This window comes from Staphylococcus sp. T93 (assembly GCF_016743875.1).
In the GTDB taxonomy this organism is placed as follows: Bacteria; Bacillota; Bacilli; order Staphylococcales; family Staphylococcaceae; genus Staphylococcus; species Staphylococcus aureus.
Genome location: NZ_CP068247.1, coordinates 1,093,010 through 1,114,645, shown reverse-complemented (window position 1 = coordinate 1,114,645; position 21,636 = coordinate 1,093,010). Strand labels below are relative to the sequence as shown.

Here is a 21,636-nt window from a genome sequence, read left to right as displayed (position 1 = left end):
TTAGATATAATGTCTTTTGGAAATGAGGCGTAAATATATATGATTAAACCGAAGTATAAGTGGAAATTAACTAAACCAGCTGAATACATAAGTGATGAATTAACATCAAAATTAAAGTTAACGCCAATCGTAAAAAAAATATTAGAAAGTAAATCGATTATTGATGAACAAGCAATAGAATCCATCATTTCAGATACAGATATCAATCATGATGCACTGCAATTGAGCGATATGACTAAGACTATTGAAAGAATTAAAAGAGCGATAGCGAATGATGAGAAAATCCTAGTTTATGGTGATTACGATGCCGACGGTGTTACCGCAACTACAATTTTAGTGATAACATTACAACTTTTAGGTGCACAAGTAGGATGGCATATTCCTAACCGCTTTACCGAAGGATATGGACCAAACGAACTAGCATTTAGAAATGCTCATGATGAAGGCATAACATTAATCATAACTGTTGATAATGGCATACAAGGTCATAATGAAATTAAAATGGTTCAAGATTTAGGAGTTGATGTCATTGTAACTGATCATCATGAAATTGGTAGTACATTACCAGAAGCATATGCAATCGTACATCCAATGCATCCATCGTTTAATTATCCGTTCCAACAATTGTGTGGTGCAGGTGTTGCATACAAATTAGCACAAGCATTGATTGAAAATGTACCTGATTATTTTAAAGCATTAGTTGCGATAGGTACCATTGCGGATTTAGTATCCTTAACTGATGAAAATCGATCATTAGTGAAACAAGGATTAAAAGTCTTAAATGATCAATGTCCGACCTCTGTTAAAGCATTGCTAAAAGAAGCGGGATACAATGACAATATTGATGAAGAAACAATTGGTTTTATTATTGGACCTAGACTTAATGCTGTAGGTCGTTTAGATGACGCATCATTAGCTTGCGAATTGTTGATGACTGACGTCGAAGAAGAAGCTGCATTTTTAGCAGAACAAGTTGAACATTTTAACCGTGAAAGAAAAGATATTGTAGCAACTATCACAGAAGAAGCAATGGCTATGGCAGAAACGAAAGTTAAAAAGGGAGATTTATTTTTACTTTTAGCAAAAGAAAATTGGCATGAAGGTGTCTTAGGTATTGTTGCTTCGAAAATTGTCGAAACATTTGCTTTGCCAACATTAATTTTAAATATTGATAGGGAGCAAAATCATGCAAAAGGCTCCGCCAGATCAATTGATCAAGTGTCGATGTTTGAAATACTATCAGCACATCAAGAGTTAATCGCTAAATTTGGCGGCCATCATATGGCTGCAGGTATGACGATGGATATTGAAAATATAGAATCGTTAGCTGAAGGTTTAAATAAATGGATGAAAGAATTATCTAAAACAACTTCGTTAGATCCCGTAAAGCAAGTAGATGTATTATTAACAGAAAATGATATAACGATTAAAAATATTCGTGATATGAATCGTTTAAGACCCTTCGGAACAGATTTTTCTAGACCTATTTTTGAAATGGATGATTTATCAGTTTCTTCAGTTAAGGCGATAGGTCAACAAAAAAATCATCTAAAATTGACACTTGGTGAAAGTAATATCGCCGCGCTATTTTGGCAAAATGGACACTTAGAACCTGAGTTACAAGATGAACAGCCAATTAATATATTAGGATCTGTTCAAATCAACGAATGGAATGGTAATCAATCACCGCAAATAATTATTCAAGATATTGCGATGAATGAACAGCAAATATTAGATTATAGAAGTAAGCGAAAAAGTTTACCTTTTACAGAAAATGATGAAAATATTGTCGTGCTTATTCATCCTAAAAGTGATAAAGTAAATGCGAATGAATATTATTATGGTGAAGAAATTAAACAACAAACTGATAAAGTAGTATTAAGAGATTTACCAACGTCAATGGAAGACTTGTCTAATTCCTTGCAACAACTGCAATTTTCTCAACTTTATATAGTTTTGCAACATAATCATTCGATTTACTTCGATGGTATACCTAATATGGATATTTTTAAAAAGTGTTATAAAGCATTAATAACTAAACAAGAAACAAATATCCAGAAAGAGGGTATGTTATTGTGTCAACATTTAAGTGTGAAACCAGATACACTTAAATTCATGTTGAAAGTTTTCTTAGACTTAAAATTTGTAACACAAGAAGATGGTTTAATTCGAATCAATCAACAACCTGATAAAAGATCGATTGATTCCAGCAAAGTATATCAATTAAGACAACAACGTATGGATGTTGAAAAGCAATTATTATATCAAGATTTTTCAGAAATAAAAAATTGGATAAAGTCACAATTGTCGTGAGCAATTTAGGAGGAAATATTAATGGATTTAAAGCAATACGTATCAGAAGTTCAAGATTGGCCGAAACCAGGTGTTAGTTTCAAGGATATTACTACAATTATGGATAATGGTGAAGCATATGGCTATGCAACAGATAAAATTGTAGAATACGCAAAAGACAGAGATGTTGATATCGTTGTAGGACCTGAAGCGCGTGGCTTTATCATTGGCTGTCCTGTAGCTTATTCAATGGGGATTGGCTTTGCACCTGTTAGAAAAGAAGGGAAATTACCTCGTGAAGTCATTCGTTATGAGTATGACCTAGAATATGGTACAAATGTTTTAACAATGCACAAAGATGCAATTAAACCAGGTCAACGTGTGTTAATTACAGATGATTTATTAGCTACTGGTGGTACGATTGAAGCAGCAATAAAATTAGTTGAAAAATTAGGCGGTATCGTAGTAGGTATTGCATTTATAATTGAATTGAAATATTTAAATGGTATTGAAAAAATTAAAGATTACGATGTTATGAGTTTAATCTCATACGACGAATAATAAATAATATAATTTTATCAAATGAAATCCTTCATCAAATGTATAAGAACCAATGACTTAATTAAAAAAGTTGTTTAAGTTTTCTTAACATGAGATGTTAGGATTTTTTATTTACTGAAAATGTTAGATGATTGAGCATTATACCTTAATAACATCGTTTATTTATTTCATAAATTGTAGTATCATAGAACTAATATTTAAAAAATGAAACAGTAGATTTAGGTCGAATTTTTGTAAAAGTTTTAAAAGTAGGAATAGTATACAAATTAAACTCGCTCAAGTAAAATTAATATTACGATTAATGACGACAGGATAAATATTTATCGTCGACGGACGTATGATTGGTGTGGGACAAATACTATTCAACAAGAGTACCTAAATCATTGTTTAAGGCGAAGTAATAAATATGAATGGGGTGTATCATATAATGAACAACGAATATCCATATAGTGCAGACGAAGTTCTTCACAAAGCAAAATCATATTTGTCAGCAGATGAATATGAGTATGTTTTAAAAAGCTATCATATTGCTTATGAAGCACATAAAGGTCAGTTCCGAAAAAACGGATTACCATACATTATGCATCCTATACAAGTTGCAGGTATTTTAACAGAAATGCGATTAGACGGACCGACGATTGTCGCAGGTTTTTTGCATGATGTAATTGAAGATACACCGTATACATTTGAAGATGTAAAAGAAATGTTCAATGAAGAAGTTGCTCGAATTGTTGATGGTGTGACGAAGCTTAAAAAAGTAAAATACCGCTCAAAAGAAGAACAACAAGCTGAAAATCATCGCAAGTTATTTATTGCGATTGCCAAAGATGTACGCGTAATTTTGGTGAAATTAGCAGACAGATTACATAATATGCGTACCTTGAAAGCCATGCCGCGCGAAAAACAAATTAGAATTTCTCGAGAAACATTAGAAATTTATGCACCATTAGCACATCGTCTTGGTATTAATACAATCAAATGGGAACTAGAAGATACGGCTCTTCGTTATATTGATAATGTGCAATATTTTAGAATAGTCAATTTAATGAAGAAGAAACGTAGTGAACGTGAAGCGTATATCGAAACGGCTATTGATAGAATACGTACTGAAATGGACCGAATGAATATCGAAGGCGATATAAATGGTAGACCTAAACATATTTACAGTATTTATCGGAAAATGATGAAGCAGAAAAAACAATTTGATCAAATTTTTGATTTGTTGGCGATACGTGTTATTGTCAATTCTATTAATGATTGTTATGCGATACTTGGGTTGGTGCATACGTTATGGAAACCGATGCCAGGACGTTTTAAAGATTATATTGCAATGCCTAAACAAAATTTGTATCAGTCATTGCATACTACAGTAGTAGGCCCAAATGGAGACCCGCTCGAAATCCAAATACGAACGTTTGATATGCACGAAATTGCTGAGCATGGTGTTGCAGCACACTGGGCTTACAAAGAAGGTAAAAAAGTAAGTGAAAAAGATCAAACTTATCAAAATAAGTTAAATTGGTTAAAAGAATTAGCTGAAGCGGATCATACATCGTCTGACGCTCAAGAATTTATGGAAACCTTAAAATATGACTTACAGAGTGACAAAGTATACGCATTTACCCCAGCGAGTGATGTTATTGAGTTGCCATATGGTGCTGTGCCGATTGATTTTGCTTATGCGATTCACAGTGAAGTAGGTAATAAGATGATTGGTGCCAAGGTGAATGGCAAAATTGTACCAATTGACTATATTTTACAAACAGGCGATATTGTTGAAATACGTACTAGTAAACATTCATATGGACCAAGTCGTGATTGGTTGAAAATTGTTAAATCGTCTAGTGCCAAAGGTAAAATTAAAAGTTTCTTCAAAAAACAAGATCGTTCATCTAATATTGAAAAAGGCCGAATGATGGTTGAAGCTGAAATAAAAGAGCAAGGATTTAGAGTCGAAGATATTTTGACAGAGAAAAATATTCAGGTTGTTAATGAAAAATATAACTTTGCAAATGAAGATGATTTATTCGCAGCTGTAGGATTTGGCGGCGTGACATCCTTACAGATTGTTAATAAATTAACTGAAAGACAACGTATTTTAGATAAACAACGTGCTTTAAATGAAGCACAAGAAGTTACGAAATCATTGCCTATTAAAGACAACATCATTACTGATAGTGGTGTCTATGTAGAAGGTTTAGAAAATGTACTTATCAAGTTGTCAAAATGTTGTAATCCTATACCAGGTGATGATATTGTAGGTTATATCACCAAAGGTCACGGTATTAAAGTACATCGCACTGATTGCCCAAATATTAAGAACGAAACTGAACGACTAATTAATGTTGAATGGGTAAAATCAAAAGACGCAACTCAAAAATATCAGGTTGATTTAGAGGTAACTGCGTATGACCGAAATGGCTTGTTGAATGAAGTACTACAAGCTGTTAGCTCGACAGCCGGCAATTTAATTAAAGTTTCAGGACGTTCAGATATTGATAAAAATGCAATAATAAATATTAGTGTCATGGTGAAAAACGTGAATGATGTTTATCGTGTGGTAGAAAAGAACAAACAACTTGGTGATGTTTATACAGTAACAAGAGTTTGGAACTAGAGGTGCAAAATATGAAAGTAGTTGTACAAAGAGTTAAAGAAGCATCGGTGACGAATGATACATTAAATAATCAAATCAAAAAAGGATATTGTTTATTAGTCGGTATCGGTCAGAACTCTACAGAGCAAGATGCAGATGTAATTGCAAAGAAAATTGCTAATGCAAGATTATTTGAAGATGACAATAATAAATTAAACTTTAATATCCAACAAATGAATGGTGAAATACTATCAGTTTCACAATTTACTCTCTATGCAGATGTAAAAAAAGGTAACCGTCCAGGTTTCTCAAATTCTAAAAATCCTGATCAAGCGGTAAAAATTTATGAGTATTTTAATGATGCGCTACGAGCGTATGGTCTTACTGTGAAAACAGGTGAATTTGGAACACACATGAATGTTAGCATAAATAATGATGGTCCAGTCACTATTATTTATGAAAGTCAGGACGGCAAAATTCAATGAAAAAAATAGAGGCATGGTTATCTAAAAAGGGTCTTAAAAATAAACGTACTCTAATAGTAGTGATTGCCTTTGTCTTATTTATCATCTTTTTATTTTTATTGCTGAATAGCAATAGTGAAGATAGTGGGAACATCACGATAACTGAAAATGCTGAATTACGTACAGGTCCAAACGCTGCGTATCCAGTCATATATAAAGTTGAAAAAGGTGACCATTTTAAAAAGATTGGTAAAGTAGGTAAATGGATTGAAGTTGAAGATACATCCAGTAATGAAAAAGGTTGGATAGCTGGATGGCACACAAATTTAGATATTGTCGCGGATAATACGAAGGAGAAAAATCCTTTGCAAGGTAAAACAATAGTGCTTGATCCTGGTCATGGAGGTAGTGACCAGGGTGCTTCAAGCAATACTAAATATAAAAGTTTAGAAAAAGATTATACGTTGAAAACAGCAAAAGAATTGCAGCGTACTTTAGAAAAAGAAGGCGCAACTGTTAAGATGACAAGAACAGACGATACATATGTTTCACTAGAAAATCGTGATATCAAAGGCGATGCCTATTTGAGTATACATAATGATGCGTTAGAATCATCTAATGCAAATGGAATGACAGTTTATTGGTATCATGATAATCAAAGAGCTTTAGCAGATACGTTAGACGCTACGATTCAGAAGAAAGGTCTACTTTCTAATCGCGGTTCAAGACAAGAAAATTATCAAGTGTTAAGACAAACAAAAGTTCCTGCTGTTTTATTAGAATTAGGTTATATTAGTAACCCAACTGATGAAACGATGATTAAAGATCAATTACATAGACAAATTTTAGAACAAGCAATTGTTGATGGCCTTAAAATTTATTTTTCTGCGTAGGGCTTGCAAAAATATGTGAAAGTAGTTATCATTGATATTGAATTTTATAACTAAAACCGTTAGTATTCTTGAAATGGTAAATGAAATAGGTAGCAATCTAACTAAGATTGTGTAGGAATATAATCCATAGACTGAAAGATTATGCTGAGTAGTTTATATACATTGAACACAAGAAGAGGTGCTTTATGAAAAGTAAAGCCGTTAAACGTACGTTAAACGTTTTGAGTGGGTTTATTAAATGCACGCTTATAAAAAGTAATGATGATTACAATTAGGCATGTTTTTTAAACCAATGAGGGTGGCAACACGGATATTCGTCCCTTGTGCAGTTTCAGGCTGTGCAAGGGCTTTTTCTTTTGCTTTTAAGATTATGATTTATCGTGCAAAGTTAAGTGGTCGTATATAGTTTTAGTTTTAAAAAGGTAATTAAATAAAATAGTTTGCCGAGGGAGATGTCAAAATGATTAAAATACCTAGAGGGACGCAGGATATTTTACCTGAAGATTCAAAGAAATGGCGTTACATTGAAAATCAATTAGATGAATTAATGACATTTTATAATTATAAAGAAATAAGAACACCAATTTTTGAAAGTACAGATCTTTTTGCAAGAGGTGTTGGTGATTCAACCGATGTCGTACAAAAAGAAATGTATACATTTAAAGATAAAGGCGATAGAAGTATTACATTAAGACCTGAGGGAACAGCTGCAGTTGTGCGTTCATATATTGAACATAAAATGCAAGGTAATCCAAACCAACCAATTAAACTTTATTACAATGGACCGATGTTTAGATATGAACGTAAGCAAAAAGGACGCTATCGTCAATTTAATCAATTTGGTGTAGAAGCTATTGGTGCTGAAAATCCTAGCGTAGATGCAGAAGTATTAGCTATGGTTATGCATATTTATCAATCATTTGGATTAAAACATTTAAAGCTTGTTATTAATAGTGTAGGGGATATGGCGTCTCGAAAAGAATATAACGAAGCGTTAGTGAAACACTTTGAACCAGTAATTCATGAATTTTGTTCAGATTGTCAATCACGTTTGCATACAAATCCGATGCGAATTTTGGATTGTAAAGTAGACCGTGATAAAGAAGCGATTAAGACTGCACCTAGAATCACTGATTTCTTAAATGAGGAATCTAAGGCATATTATGAACAAGTAAAAGCTTATTTAGATGATTTAGGTATTCCATATATTGAAGATCCTAACTTAGTTCGTGGATTGGATTATTATACACATACAGCATTTGAATTAATGATGGATAACCCTAACTATGATGGTGCCATTACAACGCTTTGTGGTGGTGGCCGTTATAATGGTTTATTAGAATTGCTAGATGGTCCAAGTGAAACAGGTATTGGTTTTGCGCTAAGTATAGAACGATTATTGCTTGCACTTGAAGAAGAAGGTATCGAATTAGATATTGAAGAAAACTTAGATTTATTCATTGTTACAATGGGTGATCAAGCAGATCGATATGCTGTGAAGCTATTAAATCATTTGAGACATAATGGTATTAAAGCAGATAAAGACTATTTACAGCGTAAAATTAAAGGACAAATGAAACAAGCAGACCGTTTAGGTGCCAAGTTTACAATCGTTATTGGTGATCAAGAATTAGAAAATAATAAAATCGATGTTAAAAATATGACAACTGGTGAATCTGAAACAATTGAATTAGACGCATTAGTCGAATATTTTAAGAAGTAGAGAGGGCGTTAAAATATGAGTAAGAGAACAACTTATTGTGGATTAGTTACTGAGGCATTTTTAGGACAAGAAATTACATTAAAAGGATGGGTTAACAATCGTCGTGACCTTGGTGGATTGATTTTCGTTGATTTAAGAGATAGAGAAGGAATTGTACAAGTCGTGTTTAATCCTGCATTTTCAGAAGAGGCATTGAAAATTGCTGAAACAGTACGTTCTGAATATGTTGTAGAAGTTCAAGGTACAGTTACGAAGCGTGACCCTGAAACAGTTAATCCTAAAATTAAAACTGGCCAAGTTGAAGTACAAGTTACAAATATTAAAGTGATTAATAAATCTGAGACACCACCATTTTCTATAAATGAAGAAAATGTTAACGTTGATGAAAATATTCGATTAAAATACCGTTATTTAGATTTACGTCGTCAAGAGTTAGCGCAAACATTTAAAATGAGACATCAAATTACACGTTCTATTCGTCAATATTTGGATGATGAAGGGTTCTTTGACATCGAAACACCAGTACTAACGAAGTCAACACCTGAGGGTGCACGTGACTATTTAGTACCATCTCGTGTTCATGATGGTGAATTTTATGCATTACCACAATCACCACAATTATTTAAGCAATTATTGATGATTAGTGGATTTGACAAATACTACCAAATCGTAAAATGCTTCCGTGACGAAGATTTACGTGCAGATCGTCAACCTGAATTTACACAAGTCGATATTGAAATGAGTTTTGTAGACCAAGAAGATGTGATGCAAATGGGTGAAGAAATGCTTAAAAAAGTTGTTAAAGAAGTTAAAGGCGTTGAAATTAATGGCGCTTTCCCACGCATGACATATAAAGAAGCGATGCGTCGCTATGGTTCTGATAAACCAGATACACGTTTTGAAATGGAATTAATTGACGTTTCTCAATTAGGACGTGATATGGACTTTAAAGTATTTAAAGATACTGTTGAAAATGATGGTGAAATTAAAGCAATTGTCGCTAAAGGTGCAGCTGAACAATATACTCGTAAAGATATGGATGCTTTAACAGAATTTGTAAACATCTATGGTGCTAAAGGATTAGCGTGGGTTAAAGTTGTGGAAGATGGTTTGACAGGTCCAATTGGACGTTTCTTTGAAACAGAAAATGTTGAAACATTACTTACATTAACTGGTGCTGAAGCTGGTGACTTAGTAATGTTTGTTGCAGACAAACCAAATGTCGTTGCACAAAGTTTAGGTGCATTACGTGTCAAATTAGCTAAAGAATTAGGTTTAATCGATGAAACAAAATTAAACTTCTTATGGGTGACAGATTGGCCATTATTAGAATATGATGAAGATGCGAAACGTTACGTTGCAGCACATCATCCATTTACATCTCCAAAAGAAGCTGATATTGCTAAGCTTGGCACTGCGCCAGAAGAAGCTGAGGCAAATGCTTATGACATAGTATTAAATGGTTATGAATTAGGTGGCGGTTCAATCAGAATTCATGATGGTGAGTTACAAGAAAAAATGTTCGAAGTTCTTGGATTTACTAAAGAACAAGCACAAGAACAGTTCGGCTTCTTACTAGATGCATTTAAATATGGTGCACCACCACATGGCGGTATTGCATTAGGATTAGACCGATTAGTCATGTTATTGACTAATAGAACAAACTTGAGAGATACAATCGCATTCCCTAAAACAGCATCTGCTACATGTTTATTAACGAATGCGCCTAGTGAAGTTTCTGATAAACAATTAGAAGAACTTTCTTTGCGAATTCGTCACTAAATTTTAAAAAATCAATAAACTTTGGTTTGTTATAATTTCATTAATTTTAATTATGTGGTAATATAACATCATAAGATAGTCATCTGAGTTGTTCGTAAGTTTGCTTTTTAATTTGGGCCTAACACTCTTTGATCAAGGGAGCCCAATGGGTTTTCTTGCAGCGTACACGCCTTATATGAAGGACGTACAAAACAAGAAACAGGGCACCCACCTGTATATAACAGGCCGAATGATCAAGCTATTATAACTACGGCAATACGGACTCTATCGATACGCAAGACTTTGTCTTGCGTATTTTTATGCGTTTCTTTAAGTTTTTAATAAAGAATTAGTTGGGTTTTATAGCGTTTAATAAATGTTTCCTCGTTGAATTTTGGGAAAATAATCAAAGTGATAATGCTAAATATAAAATTTTAAGTTACTATGTACTTATGTATAAATCAGTGAAAGAGGTAAAATAATGAAACATCAATTTTCAAGAAATGAACTAGCGATTGGACAACAAGGTTTAGATTTATTGAAGCAACAAACTGTTGTCATACTTGGCGTTGGAGGTGTTGGTTCATTTGCTGCTGAAGCATTAGCAAGAACGAATATTGGTCATATTATATTAATAGATAAAGATGATGTTGATATTACAAATGTAAACAGACAATTACACGCTTTAACTACAACGGTAGGACAAAGTAAAGTTTCTTTGATGGAAGAACGTATTAAATTAATTAATCCAGATTGTAAAGTCACGCCCTTACATATGTTTTATACAGAAGAGACATATGAAGAAATTTTCGATAACTACGATATAGATTATTTTGTAGATGCAAGTGATACAATAATGTACAAAGTACACTTAATGAAAGAGTGTCTTGACCGAGGGATTAAAGTGATTTCCAGTATGGGTGCTGCAAATAAAACAGATCCAACACGTTTTACAATTTCAGATATCTCTAAAACACATACCGATCCAATGGCCAAAATTATTCGTCAAAAATTGAAAAAACTAGGAATTCGTAAAGGGATTCCAGTTGTATTTTCAGATGAAAGTCCAATTGTCATAAGAGAAGATGTAAAAGATATAGTTGGAGATAAAAATGCTATCAATCGAAAAGGACAAATGCCACCTTCTTCAAATGCCTTTGTGCCAAGTGTTGTTGGATTAATTTGTGCAAGTTATGTGGTGAATGACGTATTAAAAGATATTCCAGTTCGTCGCATTAAAGACAAAGGGCAATAATTCATTTTGAAAGGGATAATTTTCAACGTAAGGCAAGTGTAACCACACCATAAAACTAAAACTGACTAGTTCGCAAGCATAGTAGAATATGCCTCGTGTACTAGTCAGTTTTGATTTGATTATAGCTAAAATATCAAAGGTAATCGATTTAATCTTATTTTTACGGCCTTTGTTTAAGTAAGTTGTTATATATTTCTTTGAGTTGTTGTTCACTTTTAGATGTCGTTTTTGGTTCGTAATAAATTTTGTTTTTTAGTTTATCAGGTAAATATTGCTGTGAAACATAGCCATTAACATATTGGTGTGGATATTTGTAACCAATAGATCGGCCTAGATCTTTAGCACCTTGATAATGTCCATCTTTTAAATGGTTTGGAATTTGGCCCACATGACCGTTTCTAATATCGGACAATGCACTATCAATGGCACTCATTGCTGAATTTGACTTAGGTGATAAGCATAGTTCGATTACTGCTTGGCTTAGTGGAATTCTAGCTTCTGGTAAACCTAGACGTTCTGCTGATTCAATAGCAGCAAGTGTTCTCTGACCAGCATTAGGTGAGGCTAAGCCTATATCCTCATAGCTAATTACAAGTAATCGTCGAACTATTGTAGGTAAATCTCCAGCTTCAATTAATCGTGCTAAATAATGTAAAGCGGCATTGACGTCGCTACCACGGATAGATTTTTGGAAAGCGCTCATAACATCGTAATGCATGTCACCATCCTTGTCACTTACAAATGCACCTTTTTGTAAACAGTCTTTAGCATCTTGCAATGTAACATGTCGATAACCGTCTTTGTCATTATCTGCGCTTAATACAGCTAATTCCAATGCATTTAACGCACTACGAACATCACCTTGGCTTTGTGTAGAAAAGTAGGTCATGGCATCTTCATCAATTTTGGGTTGATATGTTTTCAAACCATTCTCATCATCTTCTATTGCACGAGTTAACGCTTGGCGCACATCTTCGTCATTTAAAGGATATAACTCGAAAATTTGCGCTCTTGAACGAATCGCTGGATTGATAGCATGATAAGGATTTGAAGTTGTAGCACCGATCAAGACGATTTTGCCATTTTCTAAATGAGGTAATAAAAAGTCTTGTTTAGCTTTATCTAGTCGATGTATTTCATCTAATAACAAGATAACTTGACCAGACATTTTAGCTTCTTCAACAACAAGTTGCATATCTTTTTTAGTGTTAGTTACAGCATTCAATTGTCTGAATTTATATTGCGTACTGCCCGAAATTGCTTTGGCAATACTTGTTTTGCCTATACCAGGTGGACCATAAAAAATCATTGAAGTTAATTTTTTTGTATCAACCATTCTTCTGATAATGCCTCTTGGTCCAACTAAATGTTGTTGGGAAATGATTTCATCTATATTTTTTGGGCGCATTCTCGATGCTAATGGTTCTGTACTCACATTTGTCACACCTTTCTTATACTATCTTAACTCAAAAAATGCTAAAATGGGAATATCAATATTCGAATTAAGTGAGGTTATACAATGAAAATTTCTACTAAAGGGAGATATGGACTTACATTGATGATTTCTCTTGCTAAAAAAGAGGGGCAAGGATGTATATCATTAAAGTCAATTGCTGAAGAAAATAATTTGAGTGATTTATATTTAGAACAGCTTGTAGGTCCTTTAAGAAATGCGGGGTTAATTCGAAGTGTACGCGGTGCTAAAGGTGGATACCAATTAAGAGTGCCAGCGGAAGAAATCTCAGCAGGGGATATTATAAGACTGTTAGAAGGTCCAATTACATTTGTTGAAAGTATTGAATCAGAACCACCTGCGCAAAAACAACTATGGATTCGCATGAGAGATGCAGTGAGAGATGTTTTAGATAATACAACATTGAAATATTTAGCGGAATATGTAGATACAAGTGAAGATTTAGACGGATACATGTTTTATATTTAATCGTATAAATACTATACTATAACATAAAAACTTCATATTATAATGTTTAGCGAACCTCCTTAGTGGTATATAAATATATACATCCAAGGAGGTTTCACTATGGCAGACGAAAGTAAGTTCGATCAATTTAAAGGAAATGTTAAAGAAACAGTAGGTAACGTTACTGATAACAAAGAATTAGAAAAAGAAGGTCAGCAAGATAAAGCGACTGGTAAAGCAAAAGAAGTTGTTGAAAATGCTAAAAACAAAATAACTGATGCAATTGATAAACTTAAAAAATAAGTTCAATTAAACTAATCAAATATAAGAGGAGCGATTAATATGAGTTTTATGGATAAAGCTAAAGACGCAGTAGAAAAATTTAAAAATAGCGATAATGAACAAGTTAAAAATGTAAAAGATAAGATAAATGAATATACAGGATCGAATAACGAAGAGAAAAAAGAAAATGAAGATAAAGAGAAATAAATTTCTTTAAATTTTGGATATGCTTTTCAATATTTTGAAAGCGCCCCATCAAATAAACACTTACACAGTGTAAAGTTGAAGGGGCGCTTTCATATTTGCATTAGAATTTTAAGTGAATTTGAATCATTACTAAAATAAATGATTGAACAATAAAGACATCTTTCATTCAAAATGCTGTTACTGTATATTTTTATTAATATTATGGATACATACTTTCACTTAGTTTATTTATCACATTATAAAGTGTTTTTTTCATTTATCTGATTTATAACATTCTTGAACCGACGATAAGAGTCTAATTGCATATCTTTATCATAAATATAACTTATTGCCATAATTTCGTTGACTTCACCATAAGTTTCCATAAAATCTTGAATTTTTTGTTGAACAGTATTTTCTGAACCTATTAATGATATTTTCTGTCTTTCCATAGCCATCGCGTATTCTCTCGGCGTTAATATATTTTGTAGTTCATGTGTTGGCGGTTGAACGGGCTGCATTCTGCCACGAGTGATACTAACCATTACTTGTGCCATAGATGAAGCTAAATATTGTGCTTCGTCATCATTTTCAGCAACGATTGTATTTAAACATACAATAACATAAGGTTCGTCTAATACATCAGAAGGTTCAAATAACGTTTTGTAAATTTCGATAGCTTCTTTCATTTGTTGAGGTGCAAAATGTCCAGCGAACACATATGGAAGCCCTTTGCGAGCAGCTAAATGTGCAGAATCTGTTGAAGAACCAAGAATGTATAAAGGCACATTTTTACCTACTGCTGGATAAGCACGAACATATGCTTGTTGGTGAGCAGGGCCGAAATATTGTTGTAATAATGAAACCTCTTCTGGAAATTTATAAACACCATCATGTTGATCTCGTCTTAATGCACTTGCGGTCATCATATCTGTTCCAGGTGCACGTCCTAATCCTAAATCGACACGATTTGGAAATAATGTTGCCATCGTGCCAAATTGTTCCGCAACGATTAATGGAGCATGATTAGGTAACATGATGCCTCCAGAACCTACACGTATGTGTTTCGTATGTTCTAACGTATGTTGAATTAATAAAGCAGTTGCTGAACTTACTAGGTTGGGAGCGTTATGGTGTTCAGCAATCCAATATCTTTCATATGATAATTCGTCTAAATGTTGTGCGAGATTAACCATATTATTAATTGCTGTTTGTTCATCTTCACCTTCTCGAATAGGGACAAGGTTTAATGCTGAATATTTAATCGCCATTTTTATATCGTCCTTCCTTTTTTATGATATAAGAAGTATACCAATCGAATAACCAGATAAATATTAAATTGCTCATAACCAAAATAATAGTACGTTACATTTTACAAATAAAAAAATATCTGCAAATACTAAAATTTATAAAAAAGACAAGAATAAAGCGATAAACTTAAAAAAGCCTATCGAAAAGCATGTGTAGAAAATGGTAAAATATAATTAAAAACATTATAAATAAAGTTAAACAGAAAAGTAGAAAAATAGTATGTAAGGTGCTATTATTGGAACATTGATAAAATTGTGAGGAGTGTCCAAACATGGAAATTTATGCAGATTATGCTGCGACCACACCAGTAAAACCTGAAGTAGTAGATGCGATGATGACGATTTACAATTCGCATTATGGTAATCCATCATCAATACATGCTAAGGGAAGAGATGCGCGTAAATATTTAGATGAGTCAAGACGTCAAATTGCACAATTACTTGGTGCAGATACACATGAAATTATATTTACGAGTGGCGCAACAGAATCGAATAATACGGCAATTAAAGGCATAGTAAAAGCAAATGAACAATTGGGTAATCACATTATCACATCGAAGATTGAACATCATTCTGTGTTACATGTTTTTGAACAATTAGAGCGAGAAGGTTTTGATGTAACATATCTAGATGTTGATGATACAGGTGCTATTGATTTAGATCAACTTGAAGAAACAATTACAGATAAGACGATTTTAGTATCTATTATGTTTGTAAATAATGAAGTTGGCACAGTGCAACAAATTTATGATATTCAAGATATTATTGCTGAGACAAATGCATATTTCCATGTTGATGCGGTTCAAGCAATTGGACATCTTGATGTTAAGTTTGACGAATTTGAGATCGACGCAATGAGTATTACTGCTCATAAGTTTGGCGGACCAAAAGGTGTCGGTGCATTACTAGTTAAAGACCATGTTACACTAGATTATCCTCAACTTGGCGGTGAACAAGAATTGAAACGCCGTGCAGGCACTGAAAATCTTGCGCAAATTGTTGGGATGGCTAAAGCATTACAATTAGCAGAAAAGAATCGAGACGATAACAATATTCATTTAATGAATTTAAAAGAACAATTTTTAGTTAAATTACAAGAAAGAGCGATTCCATTTGAATTAAATGGTTCAATGACGGATGCTACAGGCCATATTGTAAATCTATATTTTCCGTTTGTTGAAGTTGAAACGATGTTAACATTGTTGGATATGGCACAAATCTATGTGTCGTCTGGATCTGCATGTACAGCAGGCTCTACACAACCGTCGCATGTTTTAGATGCAATGTTCGAAGATGAGGAGCGATCAAATCATTCGATTCGATTTAGTTTTAACGAATTGACTACTGAAAATGAAATTAATGCAATTGTAGCTGAAATTCATAAAATATATTTTAAATTTAAGGAGGAGTCATAATTGTCAAATAAAGATATACGTGTTGTCGTTGGTATGTCAGGCGGTGTAGATAGTTCTGTAACAGCCCACGTCTTAAAAGAACAAGGTTATGATGTCATTGGCATATTTATGAAAAACTGGGATGACACTGACGAAAATGGCGTATGTACTGCAACTGAAGATTACAACGATGTTATTGAAGTGTGTAATCAAATTGGCATTCCGTATTACGCTGTTAATTTTGAAAAAGAATATTGGGATAAAGTCTTTACGTATTTCTTAGATGAATACAAAAAAGGTCGTACTCCAAATCCAGACGTTATGTGTAATAAAGAAATTAAGTTTAAAGCCTTTTTAGATCATGCGATGAATTTAGGTGCAGATTATGTAGCAACAGGACATTACGCACGCATACATCGTCATGAAGATGGTCATGTTGAAATGTTACGTGGTGTAGATAATAATAAAGATCAAACATACTTCTTGAATCAATTATCTCAACAACAACTTTCAAAAGTGATGTTCCCAATTGGCGACATCGAAAAGAGTGAAGTGCGTCGAATTGCTGAAGAACAAGGACTTGTTACTGCTAAGAAAAAAGATTCTACAGGCATTTGTTTTATCGGCGAAAAAAACTTTAAAACATTTTTATCACAATATTTACCTGCACAACCGGGTGATATGATAACACTTGATGGTAAGAAAATGGGTAAACATAGTGGTTTGATGTATTACACAATAGGACAAAGACATGGATTAGGTATAGGTGGAGATGGCGATCCTTGGTTTGTTGTCGGTAAAAACCTAAAAGATAATGTTTTATATGTAGAACAAGGATTCCATCACGATGCATTATACAGTGATTACTTAATTGCTTCAGACTATTCATTTGTAAATCCAGAAGATAATGACTTAGATCAAGGTTTTGAATGTACAGCTAAATTTAGATATCGCCAAAAAGATACGAAAGTTTTTGTGAAACGTGAAAACGACCATGCACTACGTGTTACTTTTGCTGAGCCAGTAAGAGCAATCACACCTGGACAAGCAGTTGTTTTTTATCAAGGTGATGTGTGTCTTGGTGGTGCAACAATTGACGATGTGTTCAAAAATGAAGGTCAATTAAATTATGTTGTATAAACAATGGCAACAATAAATTACTTATTTGAAGTTTCAACGTTGAAAATGACGAAAGACAGTTTTTGATGAGAATAATTCATGAGGATAGAGTCTGGGACATCACAATGTCCTAGGCTCTACAATGTTATATTGGCGGGACCACAACATAGAGAATTTCGTAAAGAAATTCTACAGGCAATGCCAGTTGGGGATAACGAATTTAATTTTGTTAAAATATCATTTCTGTCCCACTCCCTATGCATGAATCTAATTATGTATTCTTATTTTTAAGTACATAATAGTGGTGGCTAATGTGGAAGAACCATTACATAATAAACCGTTAATGGTTCTTAAGCATTTCTATTCCATTCCCGCTTTTTCATGAATGAAGATGATATTAGATTATATTTTATTCGTTGTTAAGTGATTCGAGACATACAATTTATCAAGATGTTATAATTGATGAGAAATGAGGTTCGTAAATGATAGATCAACAAACAATTTATCAATACATACAAAATGGAAAAATAGAAGAAGCGTTACAAGCATTGTTCGGAAATATCGAAGAAAATCCTACAATTATTGAAAATTATATTAATGCTGGTATCGTACTTGCTGATGCGAATGAGATTGAAAAGGCAGAGCGTTTTTTCCAAAAAGCTTTAACAATAGATCCGAAGAATGGCGTCGTATTTTTTAATCTAGCAAATGTATATTATAATCAGCAACGTTATCAAGAAGCTATTAAATTATATCAACAAGCATTACAAACAGAGATTGAACAAGTTGATTGTAATTATATGATCGGTATGGCGTTTAATCAGTTAGAATCATTTAAGCTGGCATTGCCGTATTTAATGACTGCTGCGGAACTAGATAAAGACAAAGATGCAGAAGTTCAATTTCAATATGGTCTTGTATTATGTCAATTAGAAATGTTTAATGAAGCCATAACTCAACTTAAACATGTATTAACGATTGATAAAAATCATGTTGATGCAAGATACAATTTGGGCTTAGCGTTATTTATGAAAAATGAAGATATTGATGAAGCAATAACTCATTTTAAAGAAGCTGTGACTATCGACCCTAAACACTTATTAAGTCAGCATGCGCTGAAAACATTCACTAAAATGAAAGAGGAGGAGTAACATGTCAGACCCTACACTATTTGATTATTCAATGATCAAAGGTACTGTTGAAGCGATATTGTTTCAAAACAGTGATAATTTTTATACAGTGCTTAAAGTAGATACTATTGAAACAAATGAAGACTTTGATACAATGCCAACTGTTGTAGGGTTTCTTCCGAATATTGTTGAAGGCGATGTCTACACATTTAAAGGGCAAGTTGTTGATCATCCACGTTATGGTAAACAATTAAAAGCAGAGACTTTTGAAAAAGAAATGCCACAAACGAAAGAAGCAATTATAAGTTATTTATCTAGTGATTTGTTTAAAGGTGTAGGTAAAAAGACAGCTCAAAATATTGTTAATACATTAGGTGACAATGCGATAAATGATATATTAGATGACCATTCAGTGCTAGAAAAAGTTTCGGGATTATCTAAAAAGAAACAGAAACAAATTGCAGAACAAATTTCAGCAAATCAAGAATCTGAAAAAATAATGATTCGTTTACATGATTTAGGGTTTGGTCCTAAACTTTCAATGGCAATTTATCAGTTTTATCTCGGCGATACACTGACTATTTTAGATCGAAATCCATATCAATTGATTTATGATATTAAAGGTATTGGTTTTAATAAAGCAGATCAACTTGCTAGAAATATTGGTATCGCTTATAACGATAATGAACGATTAAAAGCTGCGTTGCTCTATACGTTAGAAGAAGAATGTATTAAACAGGGACATACATATTTGCCTATCAATGTTGTTATAGATTTAACGGTTGATGTATTAAATTATCAAGATGAAGAGGTCATCGAACCTGAAAAATTAGACGAAATGTTGCAATACTTAAATGAGGAAAAACGACTAATTATTGACAATGAACAAGTTGCAATTCCAAGTTTGTATTATTCTGAAATCAAAAGTGTTCAAAACTTATTCAGAATAAAGACGCATACAAATAAACTTACAGAAATTGAACAGTCAGATTTACAAATGCATATTGGTGAAATAGAAGATGCGAATCAAGTGAACTATGCAGCTTCACAAAAAGAAGCTTTGCAAACGGCTATCAATTCTAAGGTGATGCTATTAACCGGTGGACCGGGAACAGGAAAAACGACAGTAATTAAAGGTATTGTTGAATTATATGCTGAGATTCATGGCTTATCATTAGATTATGATGATTATGTCAATGATGATTATCCAGTTGTATTAGCAGCGCCAACAGGAAGAGCGTCTAAGAGACTACAAGAGTCAACTGGATTAGAAGCAATGACGATTCATCGTTTAATAGGTTGGAATCAAGACACAAAGCCAGAGGATATATTAGAAAATGAAATAAACGCACGACTCATAATCATTGATGAGATGTCTATGGTAGATACTTGGTTGTTCCACCAATTTTTAAGTGCAGTTCCTTTAGATGCACAATTGATATTTGTAGGTGATGAGGACCAATTGCCTTCTGTAGGTCCTGGTCAAGTATTTAAAGATTTAATTGAATCGAAAGCTATACCACGAGTAAATCTGACTGAAGTATATCGTCAACAAGATGGTTCAAGCATTATAGAATTAGCACATCGAATGAAGTTGGGTCAGAAAATTGATATTACACAGCGTTTTCATGATAGAAGTTTTATTAACTGTCAGGCAAACCAAATACCAACAGTTGTTGAGAAGGTAGTTACTAGTGCTGTTAATAAAGGGTATACTATGGCTGATATTCAAGTGCTTGCACCAATGTATAAAGGAAATGCCGGTATTAAACGTTTAAATCAAGTTTTACAAGATATTTTAAACCCTAAAAAGAAAGACACACGAGAAATTGAGTTTGGTGATGTAGTCTTTAGAAAAGGTGACAAAGTATTACAACTTGTTAATAGGCCAAATGATAACATATTCAATGGTGACATAGGAGTTATTGTTGGTATTTTTTGGGCGAAAGAAAATGCCCTTAATAAAGATGTACTTGTTGTGGATTTTGAAGGTAATGAAATTACATTTACGAAACAAGATATGATGGAATTAACACATGCTTATTGTACATCAATCCATAAATCACAAGGTTCAGAATTTCCTATTGTTATCATGCCTATTGTTAAACAGTATTTTAGAATGTTACAAAGACCGATATTATATACTGGTTTAACTAGAGCGAAAACGAGTTTAGTTTTACTTGGTGATCCGGAAGCATTTGATATTGGATTGAAAACAAATGGTCAAGCGCGTTTAACACAATTATGTACATTGTTGAAAAATTATTTTAATTCAGAAGATGAAGAAATGCTGGAAAACACAGCAACTAATGATACAGGAGCTTCACAAACGACAATAGATGATCAAGTAGAAGCGCCAATGTCATCGAATGATAGTGAAGAAGTTATGTCTGATTCAACAAAAACAGATACAAATGTATTAACGGAAGCTACAATGTTTAAAATTGACCCAATGATTAATATGGGAGAAATCACGCCGTATGACTTTATAGAACGTTGACAACAAGCGTAAATGTAACTAAAATAGAATTAAATTCGTATAAAGATGAGTAGTTAATGATTTGTTTATCAGAGATGTACTGGTTGGTGAAAAGTACAACAAACATTAGTGAACGCTACTTTATGCACAACTGTATAGTCGAATTAAAGTGATAAATGTGTTGAATTGCATTTATAACTAGGGTGGTACCGCGATAACGTTCGTCCCTTTTGAGGATGGGCGTTTTTTATTTTTTAATAATAAAAAATG

The 21,636-nt window shown here is 33.2% G+C and carries 18 protein-coding genes, 1 other RNA gene and 1 other annotated feature; of the genes, 17 read left to right on the top strand and 2 right to left on the bottom strand.

The annotated features are described in order from the left end of the window. The first annotated feature begins 39 nt into the window (after nucleotides 1–39). From recJ to JG553_RS05325, 10 genes are all read left to right on the top strand, one after another. Nucleotides 40–2,313: a single-stranded-DNA-specific exonuclease RecJ gene (gene recJ / locus JG553_RS05370; protein WP_000594993.1), complete on the top strand. Its 2,274-nt coding sequence runs from the start codon at nucleotides 40–42 to the stop codon at nucleotides 2,311–2,313. Between the two features lie 21 nt (nucleotides 2,314–2,334). Continuing rightward, entirely contained in the window at nucleotides 2,335–2,853 is a 519-nt protein-coding gene (locus JG553_RS05365; RefSeq protein ID WP_000364542.1) for an adenine phosphoribosyltransferase, read from the top strand. 427 nt (nucleotides 2,854–3,280) lie between these two features. Beyond that, entirely contained in the window at nucleotides 3,281–5,470 is a 2,190-nt protein-coding gene (locus tag JG553_RS05360) for a RelA/SpoT family protein (protein ID WP_001058584.1), read from the top strand. An 11-nt stretch (nucleotides 5,471–5,481) separates the two neighbouring features. Continuing rightward, complete coding sequence (gene dtd / locus JG553_RS05355; protein WP_000869983.1) at nucleotides 5,482–5,934, top strand: D-aminoacyl-tRNA deacylase; 453 nt, start codon at nucleotides 5,482–5,484, stop codon at nucleotides 5,932–5,934. Next, entirely contained in the window at nucleotides 5,931–6,806 is an 876-nt protein-coding gene (locus tag JG553_RS05350; protein ID WP_000717800.1) for an N-acetylmuramoyl-L-alanine amidase family protein, read from the top strand. Before dtd ends, JG553_RS05350 begins: the two co-directional genes overlap by 4 nt. Before the next feature lie 460 nt (nucleotides 6,807–7,266). Beyond that, a complete protein-coding gene (gene hisS, locus JG553_RS05345) occupies nucleotides 7,267–8,529 on the top strand; it encodes a histidine--tRNA ligase (RefSeq protein ID WP_000590826.1) in 1,263 nt (420 codons plus the stop codon). 15 nt (nucleotides 8,530–8,544) lie between these two features. Then, on the top strand, nucleotides 8,545–10,311 hold the full coding sequence (gene aspS, locus JG553_RS05340; RefSeq protein ID WP_000044800.1) for an aspartate--tRNA ligase: 1,767 nt from the start codon (nucleotides 8,545–8,547) through the stop codon (nucleotides 10,309–10,311). A gap of 77 nt (nucleotides 10,312–10,388) precedes the next feature. Then, nucleotides 10,389–10,579: non-coding RNA, 6S RNA (gene ssrS / locus JG553_RS05335), on the top strand. Between the two features lie 64 nt (nucleotides 10,580–10,643). Then, nucleotides 10,644–10,772 (top strand): hypothetical protein, encoded by a 129-nt coding sequence (locus tag JG553_RS05330; RefSeq protein ID WP_001790559.1) that lies wholly within the window; start codon nucleotides 10,644–10,646, stop codon nucleotides 10,770–10,772. Further along, nucleotides 10,772–11,545 carry a tRNA threonylcarbamoyladenosine dehydratase gene (locus JG553_RS05325; protein WP_000682646.1) on the top strand — a complete coding sequence of 258 codons (774 nt, stop codon included), beginning with the start codon at nucleotides 10,772–10,774 and terminating at the stop codon, nucleotides 11,543–11,545. The genes JG553_RS05330 and JG553_RS05325 overlap by 1 nt, the downstream gene beginning before the upstream one ends. A gap of 160 nt (nucleotides 11,546–11,705) precedes the next feature. Here the strand turns inward: JG553_RS05325 and JG553_RS05320 are convergent, their stop codons facing one another. After that, complete coding sequence (locus tag JG553_RS05320) at nucleotides 11,706–12,980, bottom strand: replication-associated recombination protein A (protein WP_000102735.1); 1,275 nt, start codon at nucleotides 12,978–12,980, stop codon at nucleotides 11,706–11,708. A gap of 84 nt (nucleotides 12,981–13,064) precedes the next feature. Between JG553_RS05320 and cymR the strand changes: the two genes are divergently transcribed. The 3 genes from cymR to JG553_RS05305 all read left to right on the top strand — a co-directional run bounded on the left by cymR (nucleotide 13,065) and on the right by JG553_RS05305 (nucleotide 13,955). After that, nucleotides 13,065–13,487 carry a cysteine metabolism transcriptional regulator CymR gene (gene cymR, locus JG553_RS05315; RefSeq protein ID WP_000704122.1) on the top strand — a complete coding sequence of 141 codons (423 nt, stop codon included), beginning with the start codon at nucleotides 13,065–13,067 and terminating at the stop codon, nucleotides 13,485–13,487. 99 nt (nucleotides 13,488–13,586) lie between these two features. Further along, on the top strand, nucleotides 13,587–13,769 hold the full coding sequence (locus JG553_RS05310) for a CsbD family protein (RefSeq protein ID WP_000752909.1): 183 nt from the start codon (nucleotides 13,587–13,589) through the stop codon (nucleotides 13,767–13,769). 39 nt (nucleotides 13,770–13,808) lie between these two features. Further along, nucleotides 13,809–13,955, top strand: coding sequence for an SAS049 family protein (locus tag JG553_RS05305; protein ID WP_000009238.1), 147 nt, complete (start codon nucleotides 13,809–13,811; stop codon nucleotides 13,953–13,955). Nucleotides 13,956–14,191: 236 nt separating this feature from the next. Here the strand turns inward: JG553_RS05305 and JG553_RS05300 are convergent, their stop codons facing one another. Continuing rightward, on the bottom strand, nucleotides 14,192–15,205 hold the full coding sequence (locus tag JG553_RS05300; protein WP_000985889.1) for an LLM class flavin-dependent oxidoreductase: 1,014 nt from the start codon (nucleotides 15,203–15,205) through the stop codon (nucleotides 14,192–14,194). Nucleotides 15,206–15,516: 311 nt separating this feature from the next. On the opposite strand from JG553_RS05300, the gene JG553_RS05295 reads away from it, so the two are divergent. From JG553_RS05295 to recD2, 4 genes are all read left to right on the top strand, one after another. Next, a complete protein-coding gene (locus JG553_RS05295; RefSeq protein ID WP_000409167.1) occupies nucleotides 15,517–16,659 on the top strand; it encodes a cysteine desulfurase family protein in 1,143 nt (380 codons plus the stop codon). Then, a complete protein-coding gene (gene mnmA, locus JG553_RS05290; protein WP_000066097.1) occupies nucleotides 16,660–17,778 on the top strand; it encodes a tRNA 2-thiouridine(34) synthase MnmA in 1,119 nt (372 codons plus the stop codon). Nucleotides 17,779–18,239: 461 nt separating this feature from the next. Beyond that, nucleotides 18,240–18,908, top strand: coding sequence for a tetratricopeptide repeat protein (locus JG553_RS05285; RefSeq protein ID WP_000567028.1), 669 nt, complete (start codon nucleotides 18,240–18,242; stop codon nucleotides 18,906–18,908). Between the two features lies 1 nt (nucleotide 18,909). Then, a complete protein-coding gene (recD2, locus tag JG553_RS05280; RefSeq protein ID WP_001283311.1) occupies nucleotides 18,910–21,387 on the top strand; it encodes an SF1B family DNA helicase RecD2 in 2,478 nt (825 codons plus the stop codon). Between the two features lie 33 nt (nucleotides 21,388–21,420). Then, nucleotides 21,421–21,598, top strand: a binding site (T-box leader). The last annotated feature ends 38 nt before the right edge of the window (nucleotides 21,599–21,636 follow it).

Bases quoted from the DNA above. Each gene is read 5' to 3' on its own strand.
- hisS (WP_000590826.1), top strand. From the start codon at position 7,267: ATGATTAAAATACCTAGAGGGACGCAGGATATTTTACCTGAAGATTCA.
- JG553_RS05305 (WP_000009238.1), top strand. From the start codon at position 13,809: ATGAGTTTTATGGATAAAGCTAAAGACGCAGTAGAAAAATTTAAAAAT.
- JG553_RS05285 (WP_000567028.1), top strand. From the start codon at position 18,240: ATGATAGATCAACAAACAATTTATCAATACATACAAAATGGAAAAATA.
- JG553_RS05295 (WP_000409167.1), top strand. From the start codon at position 15,517: ATGGAAATTTATGCAGATTATGCTGCGACCACACCAGTAAAACCTGAA.
- JG553_RS05365 (WP_000364542.1), top strand. From the start codon at position 2,335: ATGGATTTAAAGCAATACGTATCAGAAGTTCAAGATTGGCCGAAACCA.
- cymR (WP_000704122.1), top strand. From the start codon at position 13,065: ATGAAAATTTCTACTAAAGGGAGATATGGACTTACATTGATGATTTCT.
- aspS (WP_000044800.1), top strand. From the start codon at position 8,545: ATGAGTAAGAGAACAACTTATTGTGGATTAGTTACTGAGGCATTTTTA.
- JG553_RS05310 (WP_000752909.1), top strand. From the start codon at position 13,587: ATGGCAGACGAAAGTAAGTTCGATCAATTTAAAGGAAATGTTAAAGAA.
- JG553_RS05360 (WP_001058584.1), top strand. From the start codon at position 3,281: ATGAACAACGAATATCCATATAGTGCAGACGAAGTTCTTCACAAAGCA.
- JG553_RS05300 (WP_000985889.1), bottom strand. From the start codon at position 15,205: ATGGCGATTAAATATTCAGCATTAAACCTTGTCCCTATTCGAGAAGGT.
- JG553_RS05325 (WP_000682646.1), top strand. From the start codon at position 10,772: ATGAAACATCAATTTTCAAGAAATGAACTAGCGATTGGACAACAAGGT.
- recJ (WP_000594993.1), top strand. From the start codon at position 40: ATGATTAAACCGAAGTATAAGTGGAAATTAACTAAACCAGCTGAATAC.
- recD2 (WP_001283311.1), top strand. From the start codon at position 18,910: ATGTCAGACCCTACACTATTTGATTATTCAATGATCAAAGGTACTGTT.
- JG553_RS05350 (WP_000717800.1), top strand. From the start codon at position 5,931: ATGAAAAAAATAGAGGCATGGTTATCTAAAAAGGGTCTTAAAAATAAA.
- dtd (WP_000869983.1), top strand. From the start codon at position 5,482: ATGAAAGTAGTTGTACAAAGAGTTAAAGAAGCATCGGTGACGAATGAT.